This is a genomic window from Arthrobacter sp. NPDC057388 (assembly GCF_042668165.1).
Taxonomy (GTDB): domain Bacteria; phylum Actinomycetota; class Actinomycetes; order Actinomycetales; family Micrococcaceae; genus Arthrobacter.
Genome location: NZ_JBHVBL010000017.1, coordinates 22,043 through 43,626, shown reverse-complemented (window position 1 = coordinate 43,626; position 21,584 = coordinate 22,043). Strand labels below are relative to the sequence as shown.

The 21,584-nt window shown below is 64.6% G+C and carries 14 protein-coding genes and 1 pseudogene; 6 read left to right on the top strand and 9 right to left on the bottom strand.

From position 1 onward, the window contains the following. Positions 1–3 precede the first annotated feature (3 nt). Positions 4–1,122: a substrate-binding domain-containing protein gene (locus ACFUTU_RS10485; RefSeq protein ID WP_377963897.1), complete on the bottom strand. Its 1,119-nt coding sequence runs from the start codon at positions 1,120–1,122 to the stop codon at positions 4–6. Between the two features lie 186 nt (positions 1,123–1,308). Here ACFUTU_RS10485 and ACFUTU_RS10480 point away from each other — a divergent pair, with 186 nt between their 5' ends. Continuing rightward, complete coding sequence (locus tag ACFUTU_RS10480; RefSeq protein ID WP_377963969.1) at positions 1,309–2,307, top strand: LacI family DNA-binding transcriptional regulator; 999 nt, start codon at positions 1,309–1,311, stop codon at positions 2,305–2,307. A gap of 79 nt (positions 2,308–2,386) precedes the next feature. Next, positions 2,387–2,680, top strand: a complete 294-nt coding sequence (locus tag ACFUTU_RS10475) for a putative quinol monooxygenase (protein ID WP_377963896.1) — start codon at positions 2,387–2,389, stop codon at positions 2,678–2,680. 18 nt (positions 2,681–2,698) lie between these two features. Here the strand turns inward: ACFUTU_RS10475 and ACFUTU_RS10470 are convergent, their stop codons facing one another. Next, entirely contained in the window at positions 2,699–5,386 is a 2,688-nt protein-coding gene (locus ACFUTU_RS10470) for a GH32 C-terminal domain-containing protein (RefSeq protein ID WP_377963894.1), read from the bottom strand. Between the two features lie 238 nt (positions 5,387–5,624). Here ACFUTU_RS10470 and ACFUTU_RS10465 point away from each other — a divergent pair, with 238 nt between their 5' ends. Then, a complete protein-coding gene (locus ACFUTU_RS10465; protein WP_377963892.1) occupies positions 5,625–5,963 on the top strand; it encodes a hypothetical protein in 339 nt (112 codons plus the stop codon). Between the two features lie 151 nt (positions 5,964–6,114). Beyond that, the gene (malQ, locus tag ACFUTU_RS10460; RefSeq protein ID WP_377963890.1) at positions 6,115–8,346 is read left to right on the top strand and encodes a 4-alpha-glucanotransferase; all 2,232 of its coding nucleotides are present in this window, start codon (positions 6,115–6,117) and stop codon (positions 8,344–8,346) included. 37 nt (positions 8,347–8,383) lie between these two features. Here malQ and ACFUTU_RS10455 read toward each other — a convergent pair whose 3' ends face one another. Both ACFUTU_RS10455 and ACFUTU_RS10450 read right to left on the bottom strand, forming a co-directional pair. Beyond that, entirely contained in the window at positions 8,384–11,254 is a 2,871-nt protein-coding gene (locus ACFUTU_RS10455) for an alpha-amylase family glycosyl hydrolase (RefSeq protein ID WP_377963888.1), read from the bottom strand. A gap of 139 nt (positions 11,255–11,393) precedes the next feature. Further along, positions 11,394–12,435: pseudogene (locus ACFUTU_RS10450) on the bottom strand (lactonase family protein). Between the two features lie 203 nt (positions 12,436–12,638). Here ACFUTU_RS10450 and ACFUTU_RS10445 point away from each other — a divergent pair. Both ACFUTU_RS10445 and ACFUTU_RS10440 read left to right on the top strand, forming a co-directional pair. Further along, a complete protein-coding gene (locus ACFUTU_RS10445) occupies positions 12,639–13,481 on the top strand; it encodes a putative protein N(5)-glutamine methyltransferase (RefSeq protein WP_377963886.1) in 843 nt (280 codons plus the stop codon). Between the two features lie 701 nt (positions 13,482–14,182). After that, entirely contained in the window at positions 14,183–14,473 is a 291-nt protein-coding gene (locus tag ACFUTU_RS10440; protein ID WP_377963884.1) for a hypothetical protein, read from the top strand. 319 nt (positions 14,474–14,792) lie between these two features. On the opposite strand, the gene ACFUTU_RS10435 is transcribed toward ACFUTU_RS10440, so the two are convergent. The 5 genes from ACFUTU_RS10435 to ACFUTU_RS10415 all read right to left on the bottom strand — a co-directional run bounded on the left by ACFUTU_RS10435 (position 14,793) and on the right by ACFUTU_RS10415 (position 21,349). Continuing rightward, a complete protein-coding gene (locus ACFUTU_RS10435) occupies positions 14,793–15,017 on the bottom strand; it encodes a helix-turn-helix domain-containing protein (RefSeq protein ID WP_377963882.1) in 225 nt (74 codons plus the stop codon). 8 nt (positions 15,018–15,025) lie between these two features. Beyond that, positions 15,026–15,622: a recombinase family protein gene (locus ACFUTU_RS10430; RefSeq protein ID WP_377963880.1), complete on the bottom strand. Its 597-nt coding sequence runs from the start codon at positions 15,620–15,622 to the stop codon at positions 15,026–15,028. 747 nt (positions 15,623–16,369) lie between these two features. Beyond that, the gene (locus ACFUTU_RS10425; RefSeq protein ID WP_377963878.1) at positions 16,370–18,490 is read right to left on the bottom strand and encodes an RHS repeat-associated core domain-containing protein; all 2,121 of its coding nucleotides are present in this window, start codon (positions 18,488–18,490) and stop codon (positions 16,370–16,372) included. Between the two features lie 16 nt (positions 18,491–18,506). Next, on the bottom strand, positions 18,507–19,415 hold the full coding sequence (locus tag ACFUTU_RS10420) for a hypothetical protein (protein ID WP_377963876.1): 909 nt from the start codon (positions 19,413–19,415) through the stop codon (positions 18,507–18,509). 830 nt (positions 19,416–20,245) lie between these two features. Further along, positions 20,246–21,349: an IS110 family transposase gene (locus tag ACFUTU_RS10415; protein ID WP_377963874.1), complete on the bottom strand. Its 1,104-nt coding sequence runs from the start codon at positions 21,347–21,349 to the stop codon at positions 20,246–20,248. Positions 21,350–21,584: the final 235 nt, after the last annotated feature.

The following is a 21,584-nucleotide window of genomic DNA, read 5'->3' as shown; positions in this document are numbered from 1 at the left end:
CGCCTACTTGCCCCAGCAGATCTGGGAGGCGTCCGACGTCGTGATGCTCTTGACGCCGTCGGCGGGCTTGTCCGTCACAAGCTCCACGCCGGTGTTGAAGAAGTCCAGGCCTTCGGAGTTGGCTGGCTTCTGCCCGGTCTTGGCAAGGTCGACGATGGCCTTGACGCCGAGCTCGGCCATCTTGACCGGGTACTGCTGGGCGGTGGCGCCAATAATGCCGGACTTGACGTTGTCCACGCCGGTGCAGCCGCCGTCCACCGAGACAACCAGGACGTCCTTTTCCTTGCCGGCGGACTTCAGGGCTTCGAAAGCACCGGCGGCTGCCGGTTCGTTGATGGTGTAGACGACGTTGATGTTCGGGTTCTTGGCGAGCAGGGTCTCCATGGCGGTACGCCCGCCGTCCTCGGCACCCTGGGAGGCCTGGCTGCCGACGATCTCGTAGTCGCCGCCCTTGCCGCCTGTGTACTTGCCGGTTTTGGCCTCGTCGCCGTTCTTCTTCTTGTCCGCGGTGTCGATGCCGAGCCCGGTGAGGAAGCCCTGGTCGCGGTTGTAGTCAACCGAAACCACCTTGTCGTCAAACAGGTCGACCAGGGCGATGGTGGCCTTTTTGCCGTTCAGCTGCGCAGCCGTCCACTTGCCGATCAGTTCACCGGCGGCAAAGTTGTCCGTGGCGAAGGTGATGTCCGCGGCATCCGCGGGGTCCGGGGGAGTATCCAGGGCAATGACGAACAAACCGGCGTCCTTGGCCTTCTTCAGCGCATCGACGACGGACGGCCCGTTGGGCGTGATCAGGATGCCCTTGTCGCCCTTGGAGATGGCGTTTTCGATGGCCTGGATCTGGGTGTCCTCATCCCCGTCCGCCTTGCCGGCTGCGAGTTTGAGATCGACACTGCCGGCCTCGGCAGCCTTCTTGGCACCGTCCTGCATGGAGACGAAGAACGGGTTGGACGTGGTTTTCACGATCAGGGACACGCCGACCTTCTCGGACGAGGAGCCTCCGGCGGAGGAGTTGGCGGTGGAACTTCCGCCGCAGGCGGTGAGGCTGAGCGTGCCGAGGGTCAGTACTGCGCCGAGGGCGAGCAGGCGGTGGGTAAGCGGCCGCGGGGCTTTGGAACTCAACATTGAATCTCCTGTATTGGGGCTTTTAGTCCGGTGCTATTCGGCACTCATTGCAGACTGACAACGTTGTCAGAAGTCATGTAACCAACGTCACAAGGTAGAGTCAAGGCAAAAGCGCTGAAGAAGGATGGATTGATGACAACGATGTCGAATCGTTACCAGCCCGAGGGGGCGAAGAGCAGACCCACCATGCGCCACGTGGCTGCATTGGCCGGCGTAGGCATCAAGACGGTCTCCCGCGTGATGAACGACGAGCCCGGCGTTTCCGAAGCCACCCGGCAGCGCGTGCTCGGCGCCTCGCAGCAGCTGAACTACCAGCTGGACATGGCGGCGGGCAGCCTGCGCCGCGCCGGCCGGCAGACGCTTTCCGTTGGGCTCCTGCTGCCGAGCGTCGCCAACCCGTTCAGCAGCGAGATCCACCGCGCCATGGAGGACGCCCTGGCTGCCCGCGGCATTGCGGTCTTCGCAGCCAGCCTGGATGACGACGCCGAGCGCGAGAAGGCGCTGGTGACCGCCTTCCTCGGCCGCCGGGTGGACGGGCTGGTGCTCACTCCCATCGCCAAGAGCCAGGCTTACGTCATTCCCGAGCACTCCCGCGACCTGCCCATCGTCTTCATCGACCGCGAGCCTGTGGGCATTGAGGCGGATGCGGTGGTGACGGACAATGCCGCCGGCGCCGCCAGGGCCGCCGCCCACCTGATGTTGCACGGCCACCGCCGTATCGCCTACATCGGCGACCGCGCCGACATCCAGACCGCCCGCGAACGGCGCCGCGGCTTCACCGAGGAACTCGGCCGCGCGGGCATGCCCACCTCCGGGGTTCCGGTGCGCGAAGGGCTCCATGACGAGGAGTCTGCGCGTCTGGCCACCCTGGAGCTGCTCAAGGGCGAAGAGCCGCCGACGGCCATCTTCTCGAGCCAGAATCTCGTGACGTTTGGCGCCATGCGGGCCCTGAAAGAGCTCGGCCTGAACAGGCGCGTGGCCCTCGTGGGCTTCGATGACTTCACCCTGGCGGACATGATGGAACCGGGTGTGACCGTGATTGCCCAGCACCCCGACCGGATCGGAAAACTGGCCGCAGAGCGTCTGCTGGCCCGGATCGACGGCGACCACAGCGCGGCCCAGACCTACGTCGTCCCCTCCGAGCTCATTGTCCGCGGGTCCGGCGAACTGCGTCCGCCCGAATGACCCGTCCACCCGTATGAACCGTCCGCCCGGATGAATCCGGACAGACCCCTGCCTGCCGATACCCACCAACAGGAGAACCATGACCAAGACGCTCTACGCCGAATTCACTGTCAAGCCCGGCAGCGAGGCCCGCGTTGCCGAGATGATGCGCGAACTCACCGGGCAGGTTCGCAATGAGCCGGGTAACCAGCTCTTTTTGCCGTACACCCGGGAAAGCAACCCCCGGGAGTATTTCGTGTTCGAGGTGTACCAGGACGCCGCAGCGTTCCAGGAGCACATCACCGCGGACTACGGCGCCAGGTTCAATGCTGAGCTCGCGGAGCATATAGAGGAGGACGGCTCGGTGCTGACCTGGCTGCAGCCGGTCCACTAGGCCGGCTGCAGCCTGCCCCTACTTCCTGCCCTGGCTCTTCGTGTCCCGTGCCTGCGTGGCCTGGAACATGGACTGGCTGAGCGGCGTCACAGACAGGGACTTCAGCCGGGCGGTGCCGCCTTCGGCAAAGAGTGCCACCTGGTTGGCGTCCTGTTGGAGCGGGGCCTGTTCCGGGAAGACCTGGTCCGTGATGGTCCGCAGGCCGTTCTGGGCAAAGACCTCCACGGAGGACCTGTCGAGGTAGATCCGCAGGGTCACGTTGCCGCCGGCGTCCACAGCCACGGGGGCGGAATCAACCGAGGCGAAGAGCGGATGGAAGTCCGTGCTGCCGGAGTTGCTCCGGTCCACATACAGTTCTCCGGTTGTCTTGTCGTACCCGATGACGGTCGACTTGCCGGCGTTCCCCAGCACGGTGATCCCGGCCTTCGACGCTGAGCCAGGGGAGAAGGTCACGTCGATCCGCTGCACATCGCCTGATGCGGCGGCCGGCAGCGGGTGGGTGCCGGCAGGAATGTTCCGGGCGCGCTTTTCCGCGTAGCTTTCCGCTGTGCCCAGGCTGTCGACCTGCCGCGCGGCTTTTTGCGTCAGGCGCGGGCCACTGGCCGTCTGCGTCAGGGCCACTTCGCGGGGGAGGGACATGGCGCTGCGCCACGGCGAGGTGGGGATGCTGTTGGCGTAGTCCCAGTTGTTCATCCAGCCGAGCATGACGCGCTTGCCCTGCGGCATGTTGTTGAAGGACACAGACGCGTAGTAGTCCCGGCCGTAATCCAGCCAGTCGTAGGTCTGCACCCTCGGCGTGGCAGGCCGGGCAGAGGCAATGAACTCATCTGCCAGGATGTGGCCCCAGCCGAACCGGTTGTTGTCCACCACCCGGATGCTCGCCTGCCGCCCCCGGAACTCGGAAACGTTCCAGGACGCCCAGTCCAGCACCTCACTGTTGGCGCCGGTGGCTGTCCGGACCACCTTGCCGTCCACCACGAGGTTGACGGTGGTCTCATCGGAGCGGGGCACGGCGGCCTGGTCTGTCAGCATCACGTGGTCCAGCGTGAGGTGCCCCCAGCCGCCCGTGGCCTGGTCCACGATCCGCAGCTGTGCCTGCTGTCCTGCGAATTCGGACACGTCCCAGCCCTTCCAGTTCAGTGCGCCGGCGTCGTCCCCGGCGAGGCTGCGCACCACATTGCCGTCCACCAGCAGCTGGACTTCCAGCGTCTGCCCCGAGCCCGCCGTGCGGTGCCCGCCGCCCACCAACATGCTCATGAAGTTCCGGCTTACCGTAAACGACGGCGACGTCAGGGTTCCCTGCCTGTCGTCTCCGGGTGCGCCTCCCGTCTCAAACGTGTTGATGCGCTTGGCGCCGATATAGAAGTCACCGCCGGCGGTGGCCGGCTGGAGCCGGGGTTCAAGGTCCCCGGTTCCTGTCCACCCGGCGTCGGCCAGTGTGGAGCCGTCCGGGACCTCAAAGCCGCTGAACAGAAGGTCACCTGGCGGCGGAGTGTTATCCAGCTTGTCGGAAACCCGCGGGTGCTGGCCGCCGCCCACCAGGAAGTTGAGGTAATCGCTGTCCACCGTGAACCCGGGGGAATCCATGGAACCGACCGGCCAGTCGCCGTCGTTGAAAGAATTGATCAGGCCCCCACCGGCAAAGCCGGTGACGGCGTTCTGCCCGGCGAGGGTGCCGGCTGCGGGTGCCGCGGCGAACGGCCCGTCCTTCGGGTTGCCGGGTTCATTGGTCACCCTCCAGCCGTTGTACGTGCCGTAGTTGAAGCCTGCCAGGGGAGTGCCCGCGGGCAGCGCGCCACTGGGCTTCGTGGTTTCCGATATGAACGTGGTGCCGTCGAAATCACCGACAAAGTACTGCCCGGCCGAACCGCCGGCCACACCGCCCGGATTGATGTTCACCACCAACACCCATTTGACGTTTGCAGGGTCGCCATCCACGGCAAGCGGAAACAGGTCCGGGCATTCCCACAGGCCGCCCGTGGCATTCGCGGGGCCGAACTCGCTGAGCTGCGTCCAGTCCTTGAGATTGCCGGACTTGTACAGCACCACCTTGTGCTCCGTGGCCTCGACGGCGGCCATCACCCAGTAGCCGCCTCCGTTGGGGGAGTCGTACCAGAACACCTTCGGGTCGCGGAAGTTCGCCGAGTTGCGGTTGAGGACCGGATTGCCGCTGTACTTGGTCCAGGTCCTGCCCTCATCCACGCTGTAGGCGAGGGACTGTGCCTGCAGCCCCCTGTAGGGTGAGGCGTCTTTGTATGCACTGGTGAAGATGGCCACCAGGGGAGGGTTCTCTGCCGTGCCGAGGCCTGAGGTGTTGTCCCTGTCCACCACCACACTGCCGGAAAAGATGTCCTGCTGGTCGTCTGTGGCGATGGCCAGCGGCTGCTCCTTCCAGTGCACAAGGTCTGTGGACGTGGCGTGGCCCCAGGACATGTTGCCCCACTGGTTGCCGTAGGGATTGTGCTGGTAATAGAGGTGATAGACGCCCTTGTAGAACACCATCCCGTTAGGATCGTTCATCCAGTTCTGCTGCGGCGTGTAGTGGTAGGCCGGCCGGAACTGCTCGTCGCCGGCGCTTCCTGCGGCTGCGGCTGTTCCGGTTCCGGCGAGGACCGCGGCCAGGCTGAGGCCGGTCACGGTCAGCGCCGTACAAAGTTGGAGTCTGCCGAATTTTTTCTGCTGCATTGTGCTGGTGTCGCCCTTCATCGCGCGTGCCTTCTGCCCTTGATCAAAAGCCAAGGACAGAATAGACAACGTTGTCAGTGACTGGCACGCTATGGGAAGTCCACAAGACAAGTCAACGGGTTTGCGCGCAGTGGCAGTCCTTCTTGCAAGCTTGGTGCGGACGCCTGCCGATCGAGACACCGTTGTCATTACTCGATGGCGAAGGTCCGGCGGAGGCCCTGTTCGCCGGCGCCGCCGGCGCCGTTGTTAGGGTGGAAGCATGAAACGCAGCCTCCTCGCCATGTCCGTGCTTTCCGCCGCCGTCCTGCTGGCGGGCTGCGCCGAGGCCGGGGAGGCAGCCAAGAGCGCAGCCAGCTCGGCGGTGTCCCAGGCCGCCAACGCGGCCGCCGGGCAGGTGAAGGGCCAGATCTGCCAGGTGATTGAGGACGGCCTGGTGAGCGCCTCGGACAAGGCTGCGCTCGCGGGCCTGGTGGCCGGCGCCGAAACGGCCGGTGTTCCGGCCGAAATCACCGGGCCCCTGAAAGCGATCGCGCAGGCCGGCGACCAGGTGCCCGCCGATTCCGTCCGTGAGCTGCAGCAGGCCTGCGCCGCCGCCTGAGCCACTCCGGCTTGAGTCGCCGCCGCTTGAGTCCTGGAACCGGCGCAGCCTGCAATAATCGGAACCAGCAGTTGCGGGGGCGCTGAAAGCGGCCGGCCGTGACGGGCAGCAGCGTTAGTTTCGGGCCGATTACAGCAGACGAGGCGGACATATGAAGGCTCCCAGCCAGCAGCACGCGATTTCCCCTGAGGCACGTTCCCCGGAAAGTTCCTCCGCCCCAACACCGCTGGGCAGTGAAGCGCCGGGAACCGCCGCCGCAGTCAATCCCGAGCTGCTGCGCTGGCTGGCTGAGGCCTACGGCGTTGGCACGACCTACCAGGGGTGGGACGGGAAGCCGTATGAGGTCGCGGCCGGAACCCTGATCCGCGTCCTGGCTGCGCTGGGAGTCAACGCAGCCACGGACCAGCTCATCGAGCATGAACTGGCCGAGGCGGAACTGGCGCCCTGGCGCCGGATGCTGCCGCCCGCCGTCGTGCTTCAGGAGGGGACACCGGGGCAGGTGTTCGTCCATGTCCCGCACAGTTCCGCTGTCCGGGTCTGGGCCGTCACTGAAGACGGGCGGCGGCTGGACGCGGTCCAGGAGGACGAATGGGTGGAGCCCCGGGAGGTGGACGGTGTCCTGACCGGCCGGGCCACGTTCGCCGTGCCCCAGAACACCGGCCTCGGGTGGCACACGCTGCATGCCGAGGCTGCGGGAGTTACGGCTGAGTCCACGCTGGTGGTCACTCCCGCCCGCCTGTCCACAGCTGCCGTCCTCGAACAGCGCCGGGGCTGGGGACTGGCCACACAGCTGTACTCCGTCCGTTCCAAACGGTCCTGGGGTGTGGGCGATTTTGCCGACCTCGCCGAGCTGGCAGCGGTGGCTGGCGCACACGGGGCCGACTACGTGCTGGTGAATCCCCTGCACGCGGCCGAGCCCGTGCCGCCCCTGGAGCCGTCACCCTATTCGCCGTCCACACGCCGGTTCTTCAACCCCCTGTACCTCCGGATCGAGGCCATTCCCGAACTGGCGTACCTGAAGCCGAAAAAGCAGACACTCGTCCACGGCCTCATGAAGCAGGCCCGGAAGCTGAACAAGGACGCCACGCGGCTGGACCGGGACAAGGTTTACTCGGCCAAGCTGGCAGCACTCGAGCTGATCTTCGGGGTCAGCCGTTCGCCGTCGCGGCAGCTGGCGTTCGAGGCGTACTGCCGGCGGGCAGGTGCGGGCCTTGACGACTTTGCCCTCTGGTGCGCCATCCGGGAGGACCTCGACGCCGATGATCCCTTTTGGAACGACCCGTCGGCCGCGCTCGGCTCGCCTCTCGCGGAGAAGCTGAGGGATGAGCTGGCGGAGCGGATCGAGTTCCACCGCTGGCTGCAGTGGCTCTGTGACGAGCAGCTCGAATCCGCACAGCAGGCGTCCCGCAAGGCCGGCATGCGCCTGGGCGTGGTCAACGACCTCGCGGTGGGCGTGGACCTGCAGAGCTCCGACGCCTGGACGCTGCGCGGCGTCCTCGCACCCGGAGTCAGCGTCGGCGCACCGCCGGACATGTACAACCAGCTGGGGCAGGACTGGCACCAGCCGCCGTGGCACCCCACCCGGCTGGCCGAGGCGGGCTACAAGCCGTTCCGGGAGATGCTCGCCACGGCGCTCCGGCATTCGGGCGGCATCCGGGTGGACCACATCCTCGGCTTCTTCCGGCTCTGGTGGGTTCCCCAAGGAAACTCACCGGCGGACGGAGCGTATGTCCGGTTCGACCACGACGCCATGATCGGCATCCTTGCACTGGAAGCGCAGCGTGCCGGTGCCGTGGTCATTGGCGAGGACCTGGGCACCTTTGAGCCGTGGGTCCGGGATTACCTTGCGGCGCGCGGCATCCTGGGCACCTCGATCCTCTGGTTCGAGAACGACGGCGACGCCCCGCTGCCGCCCGAAAAGTACCGGCTGCAGGCACTCTCCAGCGTGAACACGCACGACCTCCCGCCCACCGCCGGCTACCTGGCCGGGGACCACGTGACCCTCCGCAATGAGCTGGGGCTGCTGCAGCGCCCGGCCGAGGACGAGCGCCTGGAGCACAACGCCAAACTTGAGAAGATGCTGGACCTGCTCCGGCAGCGGGGCCTCCTTTCGTCCGGGGACGCAGGCAGCGAACAGGAGCGGATCGAGGCCCTGCACCGCCTCCTCGCCCAGACCCCGTCGGTACTTCTCGGAGTGGCCCTCGTGGACGCGGTCGGCGAACGCCGGGTCCAGAACCAGCCGGGAACCACCTCGGCCCAGTACCCCAACTGGCAGGTGCCGCTGGCCAATTCGGACGGGGACCCGGTGCTGATCGACAGCCTGGCGGAGGACGACAGGTTCAACTCCCTGCTCGCGGCCGTCGAGGAGGCCATGCGGCAGTGATGCCGGGGCTCCCGGCTGGAAGGAGCCCCGGACCGGCCTAACCGGCGGTCATCACATGCGTGGTGTGGTCGTAGCGGAAGGTGACAGGGCCGCCGTCGTGATCCAGCACGATATTGGAACCGTCCCGTCCGCCGTTCTGGCCGTAGTTCTCATCCCATGAGCCGTTGATGGCCGCCTTGAACTCATACTGGCCGGCGGGAAGGTCGGCCGTGAGTTTCCACTGTCGGTCAGCCGGATCGAAGGCCAGGAACGCCGCTTCGCACGCCGGCTGCCAGTCACCCGGGCAGCCCATCTCGCTGTTCAGGCTTCCCGCCACGGTGACGGACTCGGGCTGCGGCGCGGCGCCCACCACCACTGTCCGGATGTTGCTGACGACGTTTATACCATCGAGCGTCGCCCGGTACCGCACCTCGGTTCCGTCGGCGAGGCCCGCCAGGTCGTCAGTCACCGTGTAGGCCGGCGACGAATCATCAGCGGAGCCGACTGCGGTCCATGGCCCGCCCGCGACGCTGCGTTCAAAACGCACCACGTGGCTGGCCTTTTCGGGATCCGCCGTGGCCACCATGTCCACGGTCCCCTGGACGGTGCTGCCCTCGGCCGGCTGCTGGATGGTCAGGACCGGTGCCGGCACCACAGCCGGCCGCGAAGCGCTCACGGACGTGCGGCCGGCGTTGTTCAGGACCACAGCACGGTACTCCACTCCGGTGCCGGGGTTGAGCTGCGAAACGTCGTGGAACACCCGGTAGGGTGCCGTGTCGTCGGTGCCCACGCGCTTCCACTGGCCGCCCGGTGTCCTGGCCTCAAAGGTGACTTCATAGAACGAGCTGCCGCCGACGTCGGCCGTCACCCGGATGCGGCCATTGTCCCCGGCGGAGGTGGCCGTCGCTGCGGCGGAGACCGGCGCCTGCAGCGCCACGGCCGGCGCCGCCTTCTCACGGGGTATCCGGCCGGAGGACTGGTAGACGACGGCGGACAGCGGCGGCACTGTGACCGTCAGCTTGCCGGCCGCGGAGGTCCTGGAGTTTTCGGCGGCGTCACCGTAAATGAGGCTGTAATTGCGCTTGGCGATGTAGGTGGGAACAGCCGCGGTCCGTGGCTCCTCGCTGTTGTTCACTGCCACCACGTACTCACGCTGGTCCCGGGCGTCCGTGCGTGAAAAGGCGTAGATGCCGGGGCCGTCGGAAGCATACCGGTTCTGGTGGGCGCCGTCCCGGAGGGCGGGGTGCTCCCTGGCCAGCGATGCGAGTTCGCTGATCTTGGCGTAAAGGGCGTGCCCCGGATCGAAGTTGTCGTCGGCGTGGGTGGCGTCCGTGCCGAGCAGGTCGTCGTCGAGGTACTCGGGCACCCTGCTGGCGAACAGTGTCTGGCGGGCGTCCTGGTCCCCGCCGGGACCCGTGAAGCCCTGCTCGTCGCCGTAGTAGACCACCGGGTTTCCGCGGGAAAAGTACATCAGCTCATGGGCGAGCGCATCACGGGCCACGCGTTCGGCGTCGTCCGCGTCCGGGTTGTCAGTGCTGATGAAGCTGCCGATCCGGCCCATGTCATGGTTTCCGAGGAAGGTGGGCAGCTGGTAGACGTTGGAGTCCGCATCGGTGTACCAGTCGTCGTCGGCGAAGAAGCCTTCCAGCTGCTTCGCGTCTTGGCCTTTCGAAGCAAAATTCCGCGCCGCGTCCTGGAACGGGAAGTCGAGCACCGCCTGCATGCTGTTGCGGGTGGTGAACTGGCTCGTGAAGCTCTTGGACGTGTCGAAGACCTCGCCGAACATGAAGAACTCGTCCTTGCCCTGCTCCCTGGCGTAGGCGAGGACGTCCGGCCCGAACGTCTGCCAGAATTCGTCGTTGACGTGCTTCATGGTGTCGATGCGGAAACCGTCCACGCCGAAGTCCCGGATCCACGTCTCGTAGATGTCCGTCATGCCTGCCACTACGGCGGGGTGCTCGGTGAAGAGGTCGTCCAGGCCAAAGAAGTCGCCGTAGAAGGAATCCTCACCGGCGAAGGTGGTGTTGCCGCGGTTGTGATAGAGCGTCAGGTCGTTGAGCCAAGCCGGAACTTTGAGGTTCTGTTCCCCCGGACCGAGCACGGGCGTGTACGGGAAGGAGGTTGCGGCGTCGAGTTCGGGGAAGTCCGCACTGCCGGCGAAATCCCGGTCATCGAAGGGTTCGCCCGAGGCGGTGCGGTACGGCTCCTTGTCCTTGGAGATGTAGCCGGTGCGGGCGCCCTCCTGATAGCCGATGACGTCCGCGGTGTGGTTGGTGATGATGTCGAAGTACACCTTCATGCCGCGCGAATGGGCTTCATCGATCAGCGTTTTCAGCTCGGCGTTGGTGCCCAGGTGCGGATCGATCTGGGTGAAGTCCGTGACCCAGTAGCCGTGGTAGCCGGCCGAGTTGTCCTCCGGCTGGACCGCCTTGTTCTTGAAGCTCGGGGTCAGCCAGATCGCCGTGGTCCCGAGCCCCTGGATGTAGTCGATCTTGTCCAGGAGGCCGTTCAGGTCCCCGCCGTTGTAGAAGCCTTTGCGGGTGGGGTCGAAGCCGGAGACCATCGGGTCCGGTCCCAGCCCGCCGTCGTCGTTGCCCGTATCGCCATTGCTGAACCTGTCTGCCATGACGAAGTAAAAGTTTTCACCCGTGACAGGCGTGCGGAGCGAATGGGCGCCCTGGCCTTCCCTGCTCCGGACCGCTTTGGCACCCGAGGGGTTGGAGTCCGACGGCGGTGCCGGATTTTTGTGGGCCAGGGCACCGTGGGCAGGTGCCGCTGTTGGCGGCAAGGCCTGGGCGGGTGGGGCCGACGCGGCGAGCAGGAGGAGTGCGCCCGCCGCCGCGACGGTTGCAAGGGCCGGCTTCGCAGGCCCGCTGTGGCGGCGTGGCGTATTGAGGCGTGACTGATTGAGGCGAGGGACGGTGAACATGAGAGACCTTCCGCAAAGCAACGCTGCTTGTCCGGGCGTGGCAGCCCGTCGTTTGCCGACTCCGCCAAGGCAGGCCCGGACACCACCCCCTGTGATGACGCGGTCTTGAACAACCGGCGCTGGCTTTGTCGATTGCGGCTTAGCTTGCCACAATCAGGGCCGTGGGGGAACCCGCAACGAGCCGGTGAACGGGGCCCTGCGGAAGACCTGTCGAGGCATCCAAGCGGAAGGTTGTGATGTCGTGGGACCGCTCGTGGGCGACGTGCAGCCACTCGCCACGGACCAGGTGGTGGCGGGGCCAGTCACCGCCGCTGGGAAAATCGCGAACCGGGCTGAGCACGCTGCCCTCTCCCGACGGGGTCACCGCCAGCACACTGATCCGGTTGGATCCCCGCGTTCCGACGTATGCGAACCGCCCGTCCGCCGACAAGGCAATCTCGGCGGCTGAATCACCGTCCTTCGCCCCGTCGGCCGTCGCGGCGCCTTGGCCGAGCAGCTCAAATTTTCCAGACGCAGAAACGGCGCGGGCGGCAAAGACCTCGATGGAATACTCGGAAACCACAAACACCGTGCCGTCCGGGTGCTGCACCAGGTGCCGCGGCCCGCTGTCCTTCGGAAGCACCACCTCATGGTCCAGCACCAGGCCGGTCCCGGGGACGTGGTTCCACACGCGGAGAAGGTCGTGTCCGAGGTCCGTGGTCATGATGCGGCCGTCTGCGAGGACCAGGCTGGCGTGGGCCCTGCTGGGGCGGCCGTCCCGGTGGGGATCGCCCGATGGCGCCGCCGGAAGGCGGCGGGCGATGCCGCCGTCGTCCTTTAGTTCGTAGAGCAGTACCTGGCCGTCGCCCCAGCAGGCGACGATCAGGAACGTGCCCTGCGGATCGACGGTGACGTGGCAGGCAGCTTCGCCCGCCGGCCAAGCCTCCCCGACGGCTTCGAGGCCGAACTCTCCTCGCCGCCGGTAGGCCTGTACGGTCCTGGTGTTCTCCCCGACGGCGTAAACCACCGGCAGCGTGCGCTACCGCAACGAACGACGGCGAATCCGCCTTTGCGGCGGTGCCGAGCCAGGTGAGCGTCCCATCAGCCTTGGCGGAGACGGCGCCGATGCCGGCTCCGTGGCCGCCGCTGTCTGCGGTGTAGGAGCCGGTCCAGATGAGCGCGTGGTTCTCCCTGTGGGTCATCGTCCCATCCTGCCAAGAATTGCCGGATTCGGCGTCGGATAACATGAATTTTGCAGTGCCCGTTTTGAGGGCCGCACGATCAGGGAGGTGAGAACAGTTCACGCAATGCCAGCTTGGGTTCTTCCTGCCCGTCGCACTATGCAGCGCCAAGGCTAGCCGGACGAATGCACGGAGCGCCCATCATCCAACCGAAGGACGCGTCCATGCCTGTTCAGTCACCGATTTCCCGTTCCGCCGTCACCGGCGTCCTCCGCGCCGCCGGCTGTGTCTTTGCCGAGGAGGAGGCGGACCTCCTTCTTTCCGCCGGCTTTGCCCCCGATGAGCTGACGGATGCCGTACGGCGCCGGGTTGACGGGTTTCCGCTTGAGCACATTCTTGGCTGGGCGGAATTTTGCGGGTTGCGGATCAGGGTCGAGCCGGGCGTTTTCGTGCCGCGCCGCCGGACGGAACTGCTGGTCCACGAAGCTGCTGCACTCCTCGGCACTGAATTCCTCTGCACTGCGCCCGCGGATCCCGTGCCGTCCGTGGATTCCGTGCCGTCCGCCGTGCCGGTTGTTGTAGACCTGTGCTGCGGCTCCGGAGCCGTGGGCGCCGCGCTGGCAGAACTGCTGCCCGGCATTGAGGTCCATGCTTCCGACGTCGACCCCGCCGCCGTGCGTTGTGCCCGACGGAACCTCCTCCCCTTGGGCGGCGTGGTCCATGAAGGTGACCTGTACGCGGCGCTGCCTGCCCGGCTCAAAGGGAATGTTGACGTTCTGGCGGTCAATGCGCCGTATGTTCCCACGGCATCCATCGGCAGCATGCCCCGCGAGGCCCGCGTTCATGAACCACGGGTGTCGCTTGACGGAGGGCCGGACGGGCTCGACATCCAGCGCCGGGTGATTGCGGAAGCGACTGCCTGGCTCCGTCCGGGCGGGTACCTTCTCATCGAGACCAGCCGGCGACAGGCACCTCTTACTGCGGCGGCCATGGCCGATGGGGGACTGGACCCGCGAATCGCCTGCTCCGCTGAACTGGACGCAACAGTGGTGATCGGCAAGCTGTAATCCCTGTTCGGGCGGCACTGAGCGTCCGGCAGCCCGTGGCCGCTTTACCCCGGCCGGCTCTGCCCGCCGTTCAACGCGGCGTCATTCCGGTGTTCATGTTTTGTGGTGGTGGTTTTGTCGGGGTTGTTGGCGGGGGTCGATGTGGGGTGGCGGGATGAACCATGGGATGCCGTTTTTGACGTGGATTTTCCACTGACGCTTCTATGTCTGTCAAGCGGTTGGGAACGGTTGTGGGCGCGGACCCTGTTGTCGCCGGGGCGGCTTTGGTGACCGGCCAGCGTCCCCTCTCCCCCCTGTTGTTTTGGCTGCTGGCGAAGCTTGCGGAGCTGTGGCCGACGGAGGCCTGTCTACCCGCAAGGGCAAGGGGCGGGAAATTCCCGGAGGAAATAAGCGACGAAGGAGCGCCGCAGGGACATTTCCAGCCGCCGCAGGCCCCGACGAAGGAGGGGCTAGAACGGGCCGGAGCGGACACGTACAATCCGTCAGGACAGCAGCCAAAACGTCCTAGACAAACAGGGCCAGGCATCGCGGAGCTCTGCGACGTGGGGACTGGACCCAACAGCCGGCCGCGAAGCGGGCGCCCGAAGGGGTGCGAGCCCTACAGAGCATTGATCTTCCCTCCGACCCTCGTGAGATAAAAGGCGATAAGGTCAGTCAGACGAGACTCGGACAGAAGTCTCACTGACCTGGGGGGACCAGTAGTGAACATCAAGAAGAAGGTCGGGTTGCTCCTTGCGACCGCCATGGTTACAACGGGGTTCGGCATGGCTGCTGCCCCGGCGGCATCGGCAGCCTCGTGCTGGTCCGGTTCCGTCTGCTACCAGGAGGTTGGCGGCCCGTACCGGTACAGCCTGGAGAACTGCAAGAACGATCACTGGACCCGGTACCTTTGGGCCCAGCGCCAATGGCCCAACAAGCGGATCAGTGCCAGCGGCTGCTTCAGAACAAACGTGAACTGGGGCTGGAACTATGTCATCACGGTATGGAATTGACCTGGTCCGGCGTCCTAGTTATGGAGATCTCGTAGAGCATCTAACCCACGGACTGCGCCGCCCACGCGGCGGCCATCGAGGCACCAAGTCATTTGTCCCGGTGGTTAGGTAGGGCCAGATAAAACTCTGAACTTCCAGCAACGAAGATCCCCGCGCCGGGAACAGTGGGGGGTTCTTCGTTGCTACTGACGGCTAAACGGGAGTGCCTGCGATTGTCCACTCAAGACGATGCCCCTGCGGGTAGGTTGGGCGGCTTACTCGCTGCCACTCCAAACTTCCACCAGGCTTCCATCGGTTGCAAGGCTTGGGCGGGGCTTTGTCAGCGCGAGCCTCTCGATGAATGCCACGGTTTCTGCTGCGTGCGGCGCCTGCCGGCATCGATCCTGGGGCGCGGATCCAGCGCCGCGATGCCACCGTCTTGGAACGATCGGTGCCAGCGCTCAAGCGTGCGCAGGCTGACCTGCAATTCCCGGGCCAGCTCCACGAGTGGGATCTCGTCTTCGATGTGCAATCGAAGGATCCGCCACCGCTCCGCGCCTTTCATGACGGCAGCTACATCATGGTGCTCTCGCGGGCAGCGAGGGCTTGCTGGTGGCGGTAAAGCGTTGCCCGGCTCCACCCGACGAGGCGGGCGGCTTCCTCAGCGGTGCGGCCCTTGGCCCGCGCTTCGGTCACGATCCGCAGCTTGTCAGCTATCACGACGGGGTCCGAGAGTGGGCGGCCGAACCTGGTTCCTCCCTTTCGTGCAGCAGCGATCCCGGCGTTGACCCGTTCGACGATCAATTCCCGCTCGTACTCCGCCAGGGTGGCCAGCATGTTTAGCATCAGCCGGCCCGACGTTGTGGCAGGGTCGATGCCATCCGAGACTGACCTCAGCTGCACCCCACGCTCCCGAAGCAGGTTCACGGTGTTCAAGACATCTATCAGGGATCGGCCAAGCCGGTCTATGCGCCACACCACGACTGTGTCGCCCGGCTCCACATAGTCCAGCAGCTTCTTCATCCCCGGCCGCTCGATCGCAGTCCTGCTTCCGGAAGTGACATCGGCGAAGACATCACGCTTTTGGACTCCGGCGCCGACGAGTGCATCCAGCTGCAGCTTGGCGTCCTGGCCCGCGGTGCTTACCCGCGTATATCCGAGATGTCTCACCGGCTCATTCTGCCTCAGAAAACCCCTTCCGGCACCCGCCCAAGACAACACACGGCGAGACAACTTTCCAAGACAACGAGATGCCCGTCGTCACGCCGCTCCAGTTCGGCTTCTCCGCGAAAGAGGCAGTGTCTTGGAAAGCTGTTGGTTTCCAAGACAACCTCGTTGCCTGCGGGACAGCCTTGCACAGAGATCGATTGCTGGCTTGCCGGTCCGGAACCGGCAGGCCCAACATCGCTTAGTACGGAACCTGTTTCGAGCACCGAGAACCCCGATGCGAGGAAGAGCATCATTTACAGTCCGCTCCGAACTTGGGCCGCAGGTGGTCGCCGCAGCCTGCAGCAGCCTGTAGTCCTCGTCGTAGACGTAGGTCGCGGTGCGCTTAGGCATAGGGGTCATGTGCCGCGCCGTAACCAGGGGCTGGCGCTTGCGCACCAGCCCCTGGTTACGTAAAAAACGTTGCGATCTTGTGTTCGTGGCACTGCATGAGCCTGCATTGCTGGCGGGATATGCCCACAGGCACCGTGATACCGGCTACTACGTACTTAGCATCGGCAGTCCAAGGAGACCGAGGCATATAGCTGCTGCCACAAAGATACCTGCCAGCACCCAATTCTTTTGTGGTATGTGCTTCTGGTCAAAATCCCGTGCCCGAATCACAGGAACAAAAATCAAGGCCAGGGCGCCGAAAGCTAGCGCAATTAACAACAATATGGCAAGGGTAAGCAATGTAACTCCTTGGATGGTCTATTTCGGAAAAGCGTTGCCTAGCAATCCGCCGAGGCCGCCAGTGATTCCTCCAACGATCGCCTTCTTTACGCAGGCCTCTGCATAGTTGGCATCTGGCGCTTTAGCGATGGCCTCTTCAATTAGACCGCCTACACAACCGAGGGCGAAGCCCCCAACAATGCCTGCTGGCGTGGACTTCGTCACTAGGCCTAAGCCGAAGGCACCAAGAGTTCCCACCGCTGAACCTACCGTGTCCCCTAGGACATCCCGAAGAAAGTCCAAACCAGTTGAGTCCGTAAAATTCACCGGGTTGGCTCCGGCGTAAAGGTATAGGTTTGCCTCTTGGGCTGAGGGGTCGACCTGGTTGAAACGTCCGTTTCCGGGGCCGTAGTAACGGGCGCCGAATTTCGTGTATCCGGTGGCGTCGTCCTTGTAGCCGCCGGCGTACCGCCACGGGTTGACTGAGGCCAGCGCGCCGGTTTGGGTGGTGGTGTTCCCCCAGGAATCGTAGAGGTAGGTGGCTGCTTTCGCTTGGGCGCTATCGGTGAGCAGGATCGTGGAGCCGAGCGCGTCGGTGGTGTAGTAAAAGCTCGCCCCCGCAACGTTGCGCATGCTGATGAGGTTACCCTCGGGGTCGCGGATGAACGAGACGGCGCCTGTTGCGTTGCTCTGTTGCGTGATACCGAGGGATCCGTTCAGGAAGGCCATGGTCCCGGATGTGAGCCGTTCGGTGTTGCCTTGTCCGGCGTAGGTAAAGCTGGTCGTTGAACTGTTGGTGTGGCTGGCGAGCTGGTCGAAGGTGTTCCAGGTGCTGGTCGTTGTTCCGGCCTTGGTTTGGTTGCCGTTGGCATCGAACGTATACGTCGATGCGCCGATTGGCGGGGCCGCGCAGGTTCCCGTTCCAGTGGAGATCCAGCAGAGCTGGTCAGCAGCGTTGTATGCGAAGTTGACGGTAGTGGTCCCGGTCTTGGCAGAGGTGAGGCGGTTGCCGTTCAGATCATAGGTCCAGGATTCCGTCACAGCACCAGTCACAGCGGAAGTCAGGCGCTGTACGGCATCGTAACCGTAGGTGGTGACGGCGCCGGCGTCGGTCGTCATGGTCTTTCGCAGCCCACCATCCCGGAGCGTGGTGGCGTCCTTGGTGTAGGTGTAGGAACGTTTGGCCAGGACAGCTGCTGTGGAGTTGGTCGCGGTGATGGAGAGGATCTGTCCCGCATTGTCGAAGAGCGTCGCGTTCTTCACCCCGTTCGGGTATTGCGTGGCGATGCGCCGGTTGTTGTTGTCGTAGGTGAAGCCGGTGCATCCGGTGCTGTTCGGGAACACGAGGGTGGCCGGGCAGGAGCCGCCCGGTTCGGCCAGCGCGGTGAGCCGGTTAGCGTCGTCGTAGCGGTAATTCACGGTGCCGGTCGGATCCGTGAAGCTGGTGATATTGGAGTTGTGGTCGTAGCTCAGAGACGTGGTGACTCCGCCGATGGTCTTGGAGGTTGGGCGGTTTTGCTCATCGTAGACATGGCTGGTGGTCCCGGAACCATCGACCCGAGTGATGAGATTTCCGTTGTCGTCATAGGTGTACGTCACGCAAGTAGCGGGAACGCAGCTTGCACCGAAGCGCTTCTGCAGGAGCCGGTCGTTCTCGTCGTAGACGTAAGTTGCTGTCTGGTTCTTGCCGTCCTTGCTGGTTGCGATGCGGCCGGCTGCGTCGAAGGTATTGGTGATGACCCCGAGCGGGGCGGGGCGGGTGATGATGGCAGGGTTGTGCGAGGCGTCGTAGGTGATGGAGGTGGTGTTGCCCTTGCCGTCGATCGTCTTGCACAACTGGCCTCGGAGCGCCCCGCAGGCCGTGGCGGCGGCGTCGCCCTGGTATCGCTTGGTGCCACCGCTTCCTAGCGCACCTCCAGGAATGGTGGTCTGATAGGGGCGGCCGAGCACAGTGTCGTAGTTGTAGCTGGTCGTCTTGTTCTCGGCGTCCACAGAGGACGTTGGCTGGAACTCCAACCATGCCTCCCCCGCGGTGGCGGTCGGGTAGTTGAACGCGATCTGCTGGCCCGATCCGCTGGCCCCGCCAACCGGGGCCGTGATGTTCTTTAGAGTGTCGTTCGGGTTGTAGACCGAGGTAGTCGTTTTGCCCAGTGCGTTCACGTTGGTGAGCTGGTCATCATGAGTGTTGAACGTTGGTTGCGTGGCCGAGCGGGTCGGTGATCGAGGTGATCTGCCGGGAGGCGTTGAACTTGAACGTGGTCACCCGGTTGTCGGTGTCGGTCAGGGTGGCGGTGGTGGCGTCCACCGCGTCGAGGGTGTGGACGGTCGGGTCGTTGGTGTTGGTCGCGTACCGGATCCCGGCGGCCTTACCGTTGGCGTCGTAAGACAGCTCGGTCGTGTTGCCGCGGCCGTCGGTGATCTCATCCATCAGCCCGGAGGAGTAATCGAACCCGGTGTGCGCTCCGGTCGCGTCGGTCAGGTCCTGCATGCGGCCGTTGCTGTCGTAATCGATCGTGATGACCCGGTTCAGGCTCTGGTCGGTGATCGTGGACGGTTGCCCGGTGTTGTCCGCGTCGTCATATTCGAAGATGACCTGGCGGCCGTTGGCCAGGGTGATGTTTTCCAGCCGGCCATCCGTGTCGTAGGCGTAGGCCATCCGGTCCGCCGTCGCGCTGTACCGGTCGCTGGCAAACGCCAGCCGGTACACATCTCCTACCTTCTCGTAGAAGTTTGCGTAGCCGGTGTCATTGAACCGCAAAGTCACGGCGGTGGCACTCAGCGCGGTGATTGTGGCGTTCAACCCTGGCGGTCTGGTCCAGCCGCCACCGGTCTTGGGCACGAACTTGTAAGTCCCTCCATCCGGAGCCGTGTACGTGACGGAGTTGTCAGCCCCGACCGTCACGGCCGATTCGGACGTCCCTTCCGAGAGGGTGGGCCGGTCGTCGTTGATGCTGTTGTACCGCCACGACAGGTCAATGCCGCGGTCATTTCCGGCCAGGTGCAGGAGCTTGCCGGTGACCAGGATGTTCCCAGTCGTCGGGTTCCACGCAACCTTCATCCTGTCCGTCAGATTACGGCCCACCATCCCGGCAGCCTTTCTCGACCCCGACAGGATTCCGTCCGGCCCTATGGCGGGCGGATGGTCATCATCGAGCGGCAAGCTCTGCGCCACCGCAAGGTTCATCGGCTCTATCACTGCCGGTGCGAGTGTCAGCGGCAACACGGCCGCGGCTTGCGCCATGGTTGGTGTTTGGGCCTGGGCGGGGGCAGACAGCCCCGTCAGAACCACGGTGGTTAAAACTAGACATGACAAAAGAGACCGTGCAGCCATGCTGCGACCCCCAATATGAATGCTCCCCAGCGAGCGACTTCGTGCTCCCCCTTGAGCACAGGAGAATCATCGATGGCAGCGTTCACACAAAGCAATAACTAACAACCAGTTAATTTTCCTGAGGACAGCGTTTACGGAGGGCCTGTTCATCCGTTCGCATGAGTCGCATGACAAGAAAGTATGCTGATAATCGCACCGATGCAGGTAGGCCACGCACTCGAGTCGTCGCGTAGTCTTGAGCCGTATTAAAGGGACAAAGCAACGGGGCCGGGCCAAGCCGAGGCTAGCACGGAAAGCTCCCGGTCGAACGATGACGCAACCATCTGGGCCCGACGCGACAAGGACATGACTAACTCATCAAGTCTATGACAATTTCGTATGCTGGTCATTGCCGTCACAAATGGTCGGTCCAGCCCACCTCAATAACTAATGACCGGGCCGCTGGGTCCCGTCCCCGCTTCAGCTACATACCAAAGGACGTCCGACGTTCAGGCCAGGTCGCGACCCCTTTGGTCGCGGTAGGCCAGTCTTCTCGAATTGGCCCGCCCACCGCTGGCATCCGACGGAGCGGCGCCCGGGCGCTCCTATTCCCAGTTAGGGTCTGCCCCGGCCACGTGTGGGGACGGTTTCGCGGTGGCGTAAAGGGTGTTGAGTTGTCGGTAGAGGGTTCGGGCGATGTAGCGCTTGAGGGATCGGCGGATTTCGCGGTAGCTGCGGCCTTCTTGGGTGCGTTTGGTGACGTAGTCCCGTGTTCCAGGGTCGTGGACCATCCGGGTCATCGTGATGGTGTGCAAGGCCCGGTTTAGGCGCCTGTCACCGCCCCGGTTGAGCCTGTGCCGGACAGTATTACCGCTTGAGGCAGGCAAGGGATTTACCCCTGCCAATGAGGCGAAGGCTGCTTCGCTGCGAACCCTTCCCGGATGCGACCAAGCTGTCAGGACAGTGGCGACTGTGACAGCCCCGGCGCCCACCATCTCCAACAGTGGCGCCGCCGGGCTCTGCTGGATCAGCTCTGTCATGCGCTTCTGGTTCGCAGTCAGCTGAGTAGTTACTTCAAGAACGCGGCGCGCCAACCGAACTGCTTCCTCGCGCGCGATCGACAGTTCCATGGGCTCCTGTCTTTCCCGCCATCTGGTGATCGTGGTGATCTGAGCGGGAACCAAAGGCTTACGAGCGTCGATCCCAAGATCGTGTGCCCTGAGCAAGGCAAGGAGTGCATTGGCATTCAATGTTCGGTCACGGGTCAACTGATCCCGGGCTGCGCTCAGGATCCTAAGCCCAGCACGGGTTCCTTCATCCCGCCGCGGAATTCGAAGCTGGGACTCCTCTACGCCCAAGACAGCGGTTCCGATAGCGGCGGCGTCCAGCGGGTCGGATTTGCCGATCCCCCGGCGACCCCGGGCGTTCATCCGTGGAGCTTCGGCAACGTCGTAGCCGGCGTCGGTTACGACCCTGGCCAGACGTGCCCCATAAGAGCCGATGCCCTCAATTGCCCATAGGCACCCCATATCGCCATCTGTCCTTCGGCCTACCCAGGCCAGAGCGCGGGAGATCCCCGCAGGGGTGGTCGGGAATTGCTCGCACGCGACCTGTCGCCTGGTGCCGGCCTCGATGACGGCGTAAGTGTGTGTGCGGGCGTGACAGTCCACGCCAATGACGAACGGGCGGGTCTGCGCAACGATAGTCAACGCGGCCACCCTCCTTCCTTTCGAACTGACAAGACTGGTCGCAACACGACCGGCAGTGAACCTGGGAAGTGTCACTTCGAGGCAAAACTGTGATGAGCCACAACCTCCAGAGGCTGGGCAAGCTTCTAATCAAGCCACCGACGTGGGACAGGTCAACGCCGACCGCTCCACCCAGCGCGGACAAATCGGGGGAAACGCACCCGCAACGGGGCAATTGTTTTTTCGAGTCACGCAC

Coding starts and splice junctions, on each gene's coding strand:
- ACFUTU_RS10485 (WP_377963897.1), bottom strand. CDS start 1,122: ATGTTGAGTTCCAAAGCCCCGCGGCCGCTTACCCACCGCCTGCTCGCC.
- ACFUTU_RS10480 (WP_377963969.1), top strand. CDS start 1,309: ATGCGCCACGTGGCTGCATTGGCCGGCGTAGGCATCAAGACGGTCTCC.
- ACFUTU_RS10475 (WP_377963896.1), top strand. CDS start 2,387: ATGACCAAGACGCTCTACGCCGAATTCACTGTCAAGCCCGGCAGCGAG.
- ACFUTU_RS10470 (WP_377963894.1), bottom strand. CDS start 5,386: ATGAAGGGCGACACCAGCACAATGCAGCAGAAAAAATTCGGCAGACTC.
- ACFUTU_RS10465 (WP_377963892.1), top strand. CDS start 5,625: ATGAAACGCAGCCTCCTCGCCATGTCCGTGCTTTCCGCCGCCGTCCTG.
- malQ (WP_377963890.1), top strand. CDS start 6,115: ATGAAGGCTCCCAGCCAGCAGCACGCGATTTCCCCTGAGGCACGTTCC.
- ACFUTU_RS10455 (WP_377963888.1), bottom strand. CDS start 11,254: ATGTTCACCGTCCCTCGCCTCAATCAGTCACGCCTCAATACGCCACGC.
- ACFUTU_RS10445 (WP_377963886.1), top strand. CDS start 12,639: ATGCCTGTTCAGTCACCGATTTCCCGTTCCGCCGTCACCGGCGTCCTC.
- ACFUTU_RS10435 (WP_377963882.1), bottom strand. CDS start 15,017: ATGAAAGGCGCGGAGCGGTGGCGGATCCTTCGATTGCACATCGAAGAC.
- ACFUTU_RS10420 (WP_377963876.1), bottom strand. CDS start 19,415: ATGGTGGGCCGTAATCTGACGGACAGGATGAAGGTTGCGTGGAACCCG.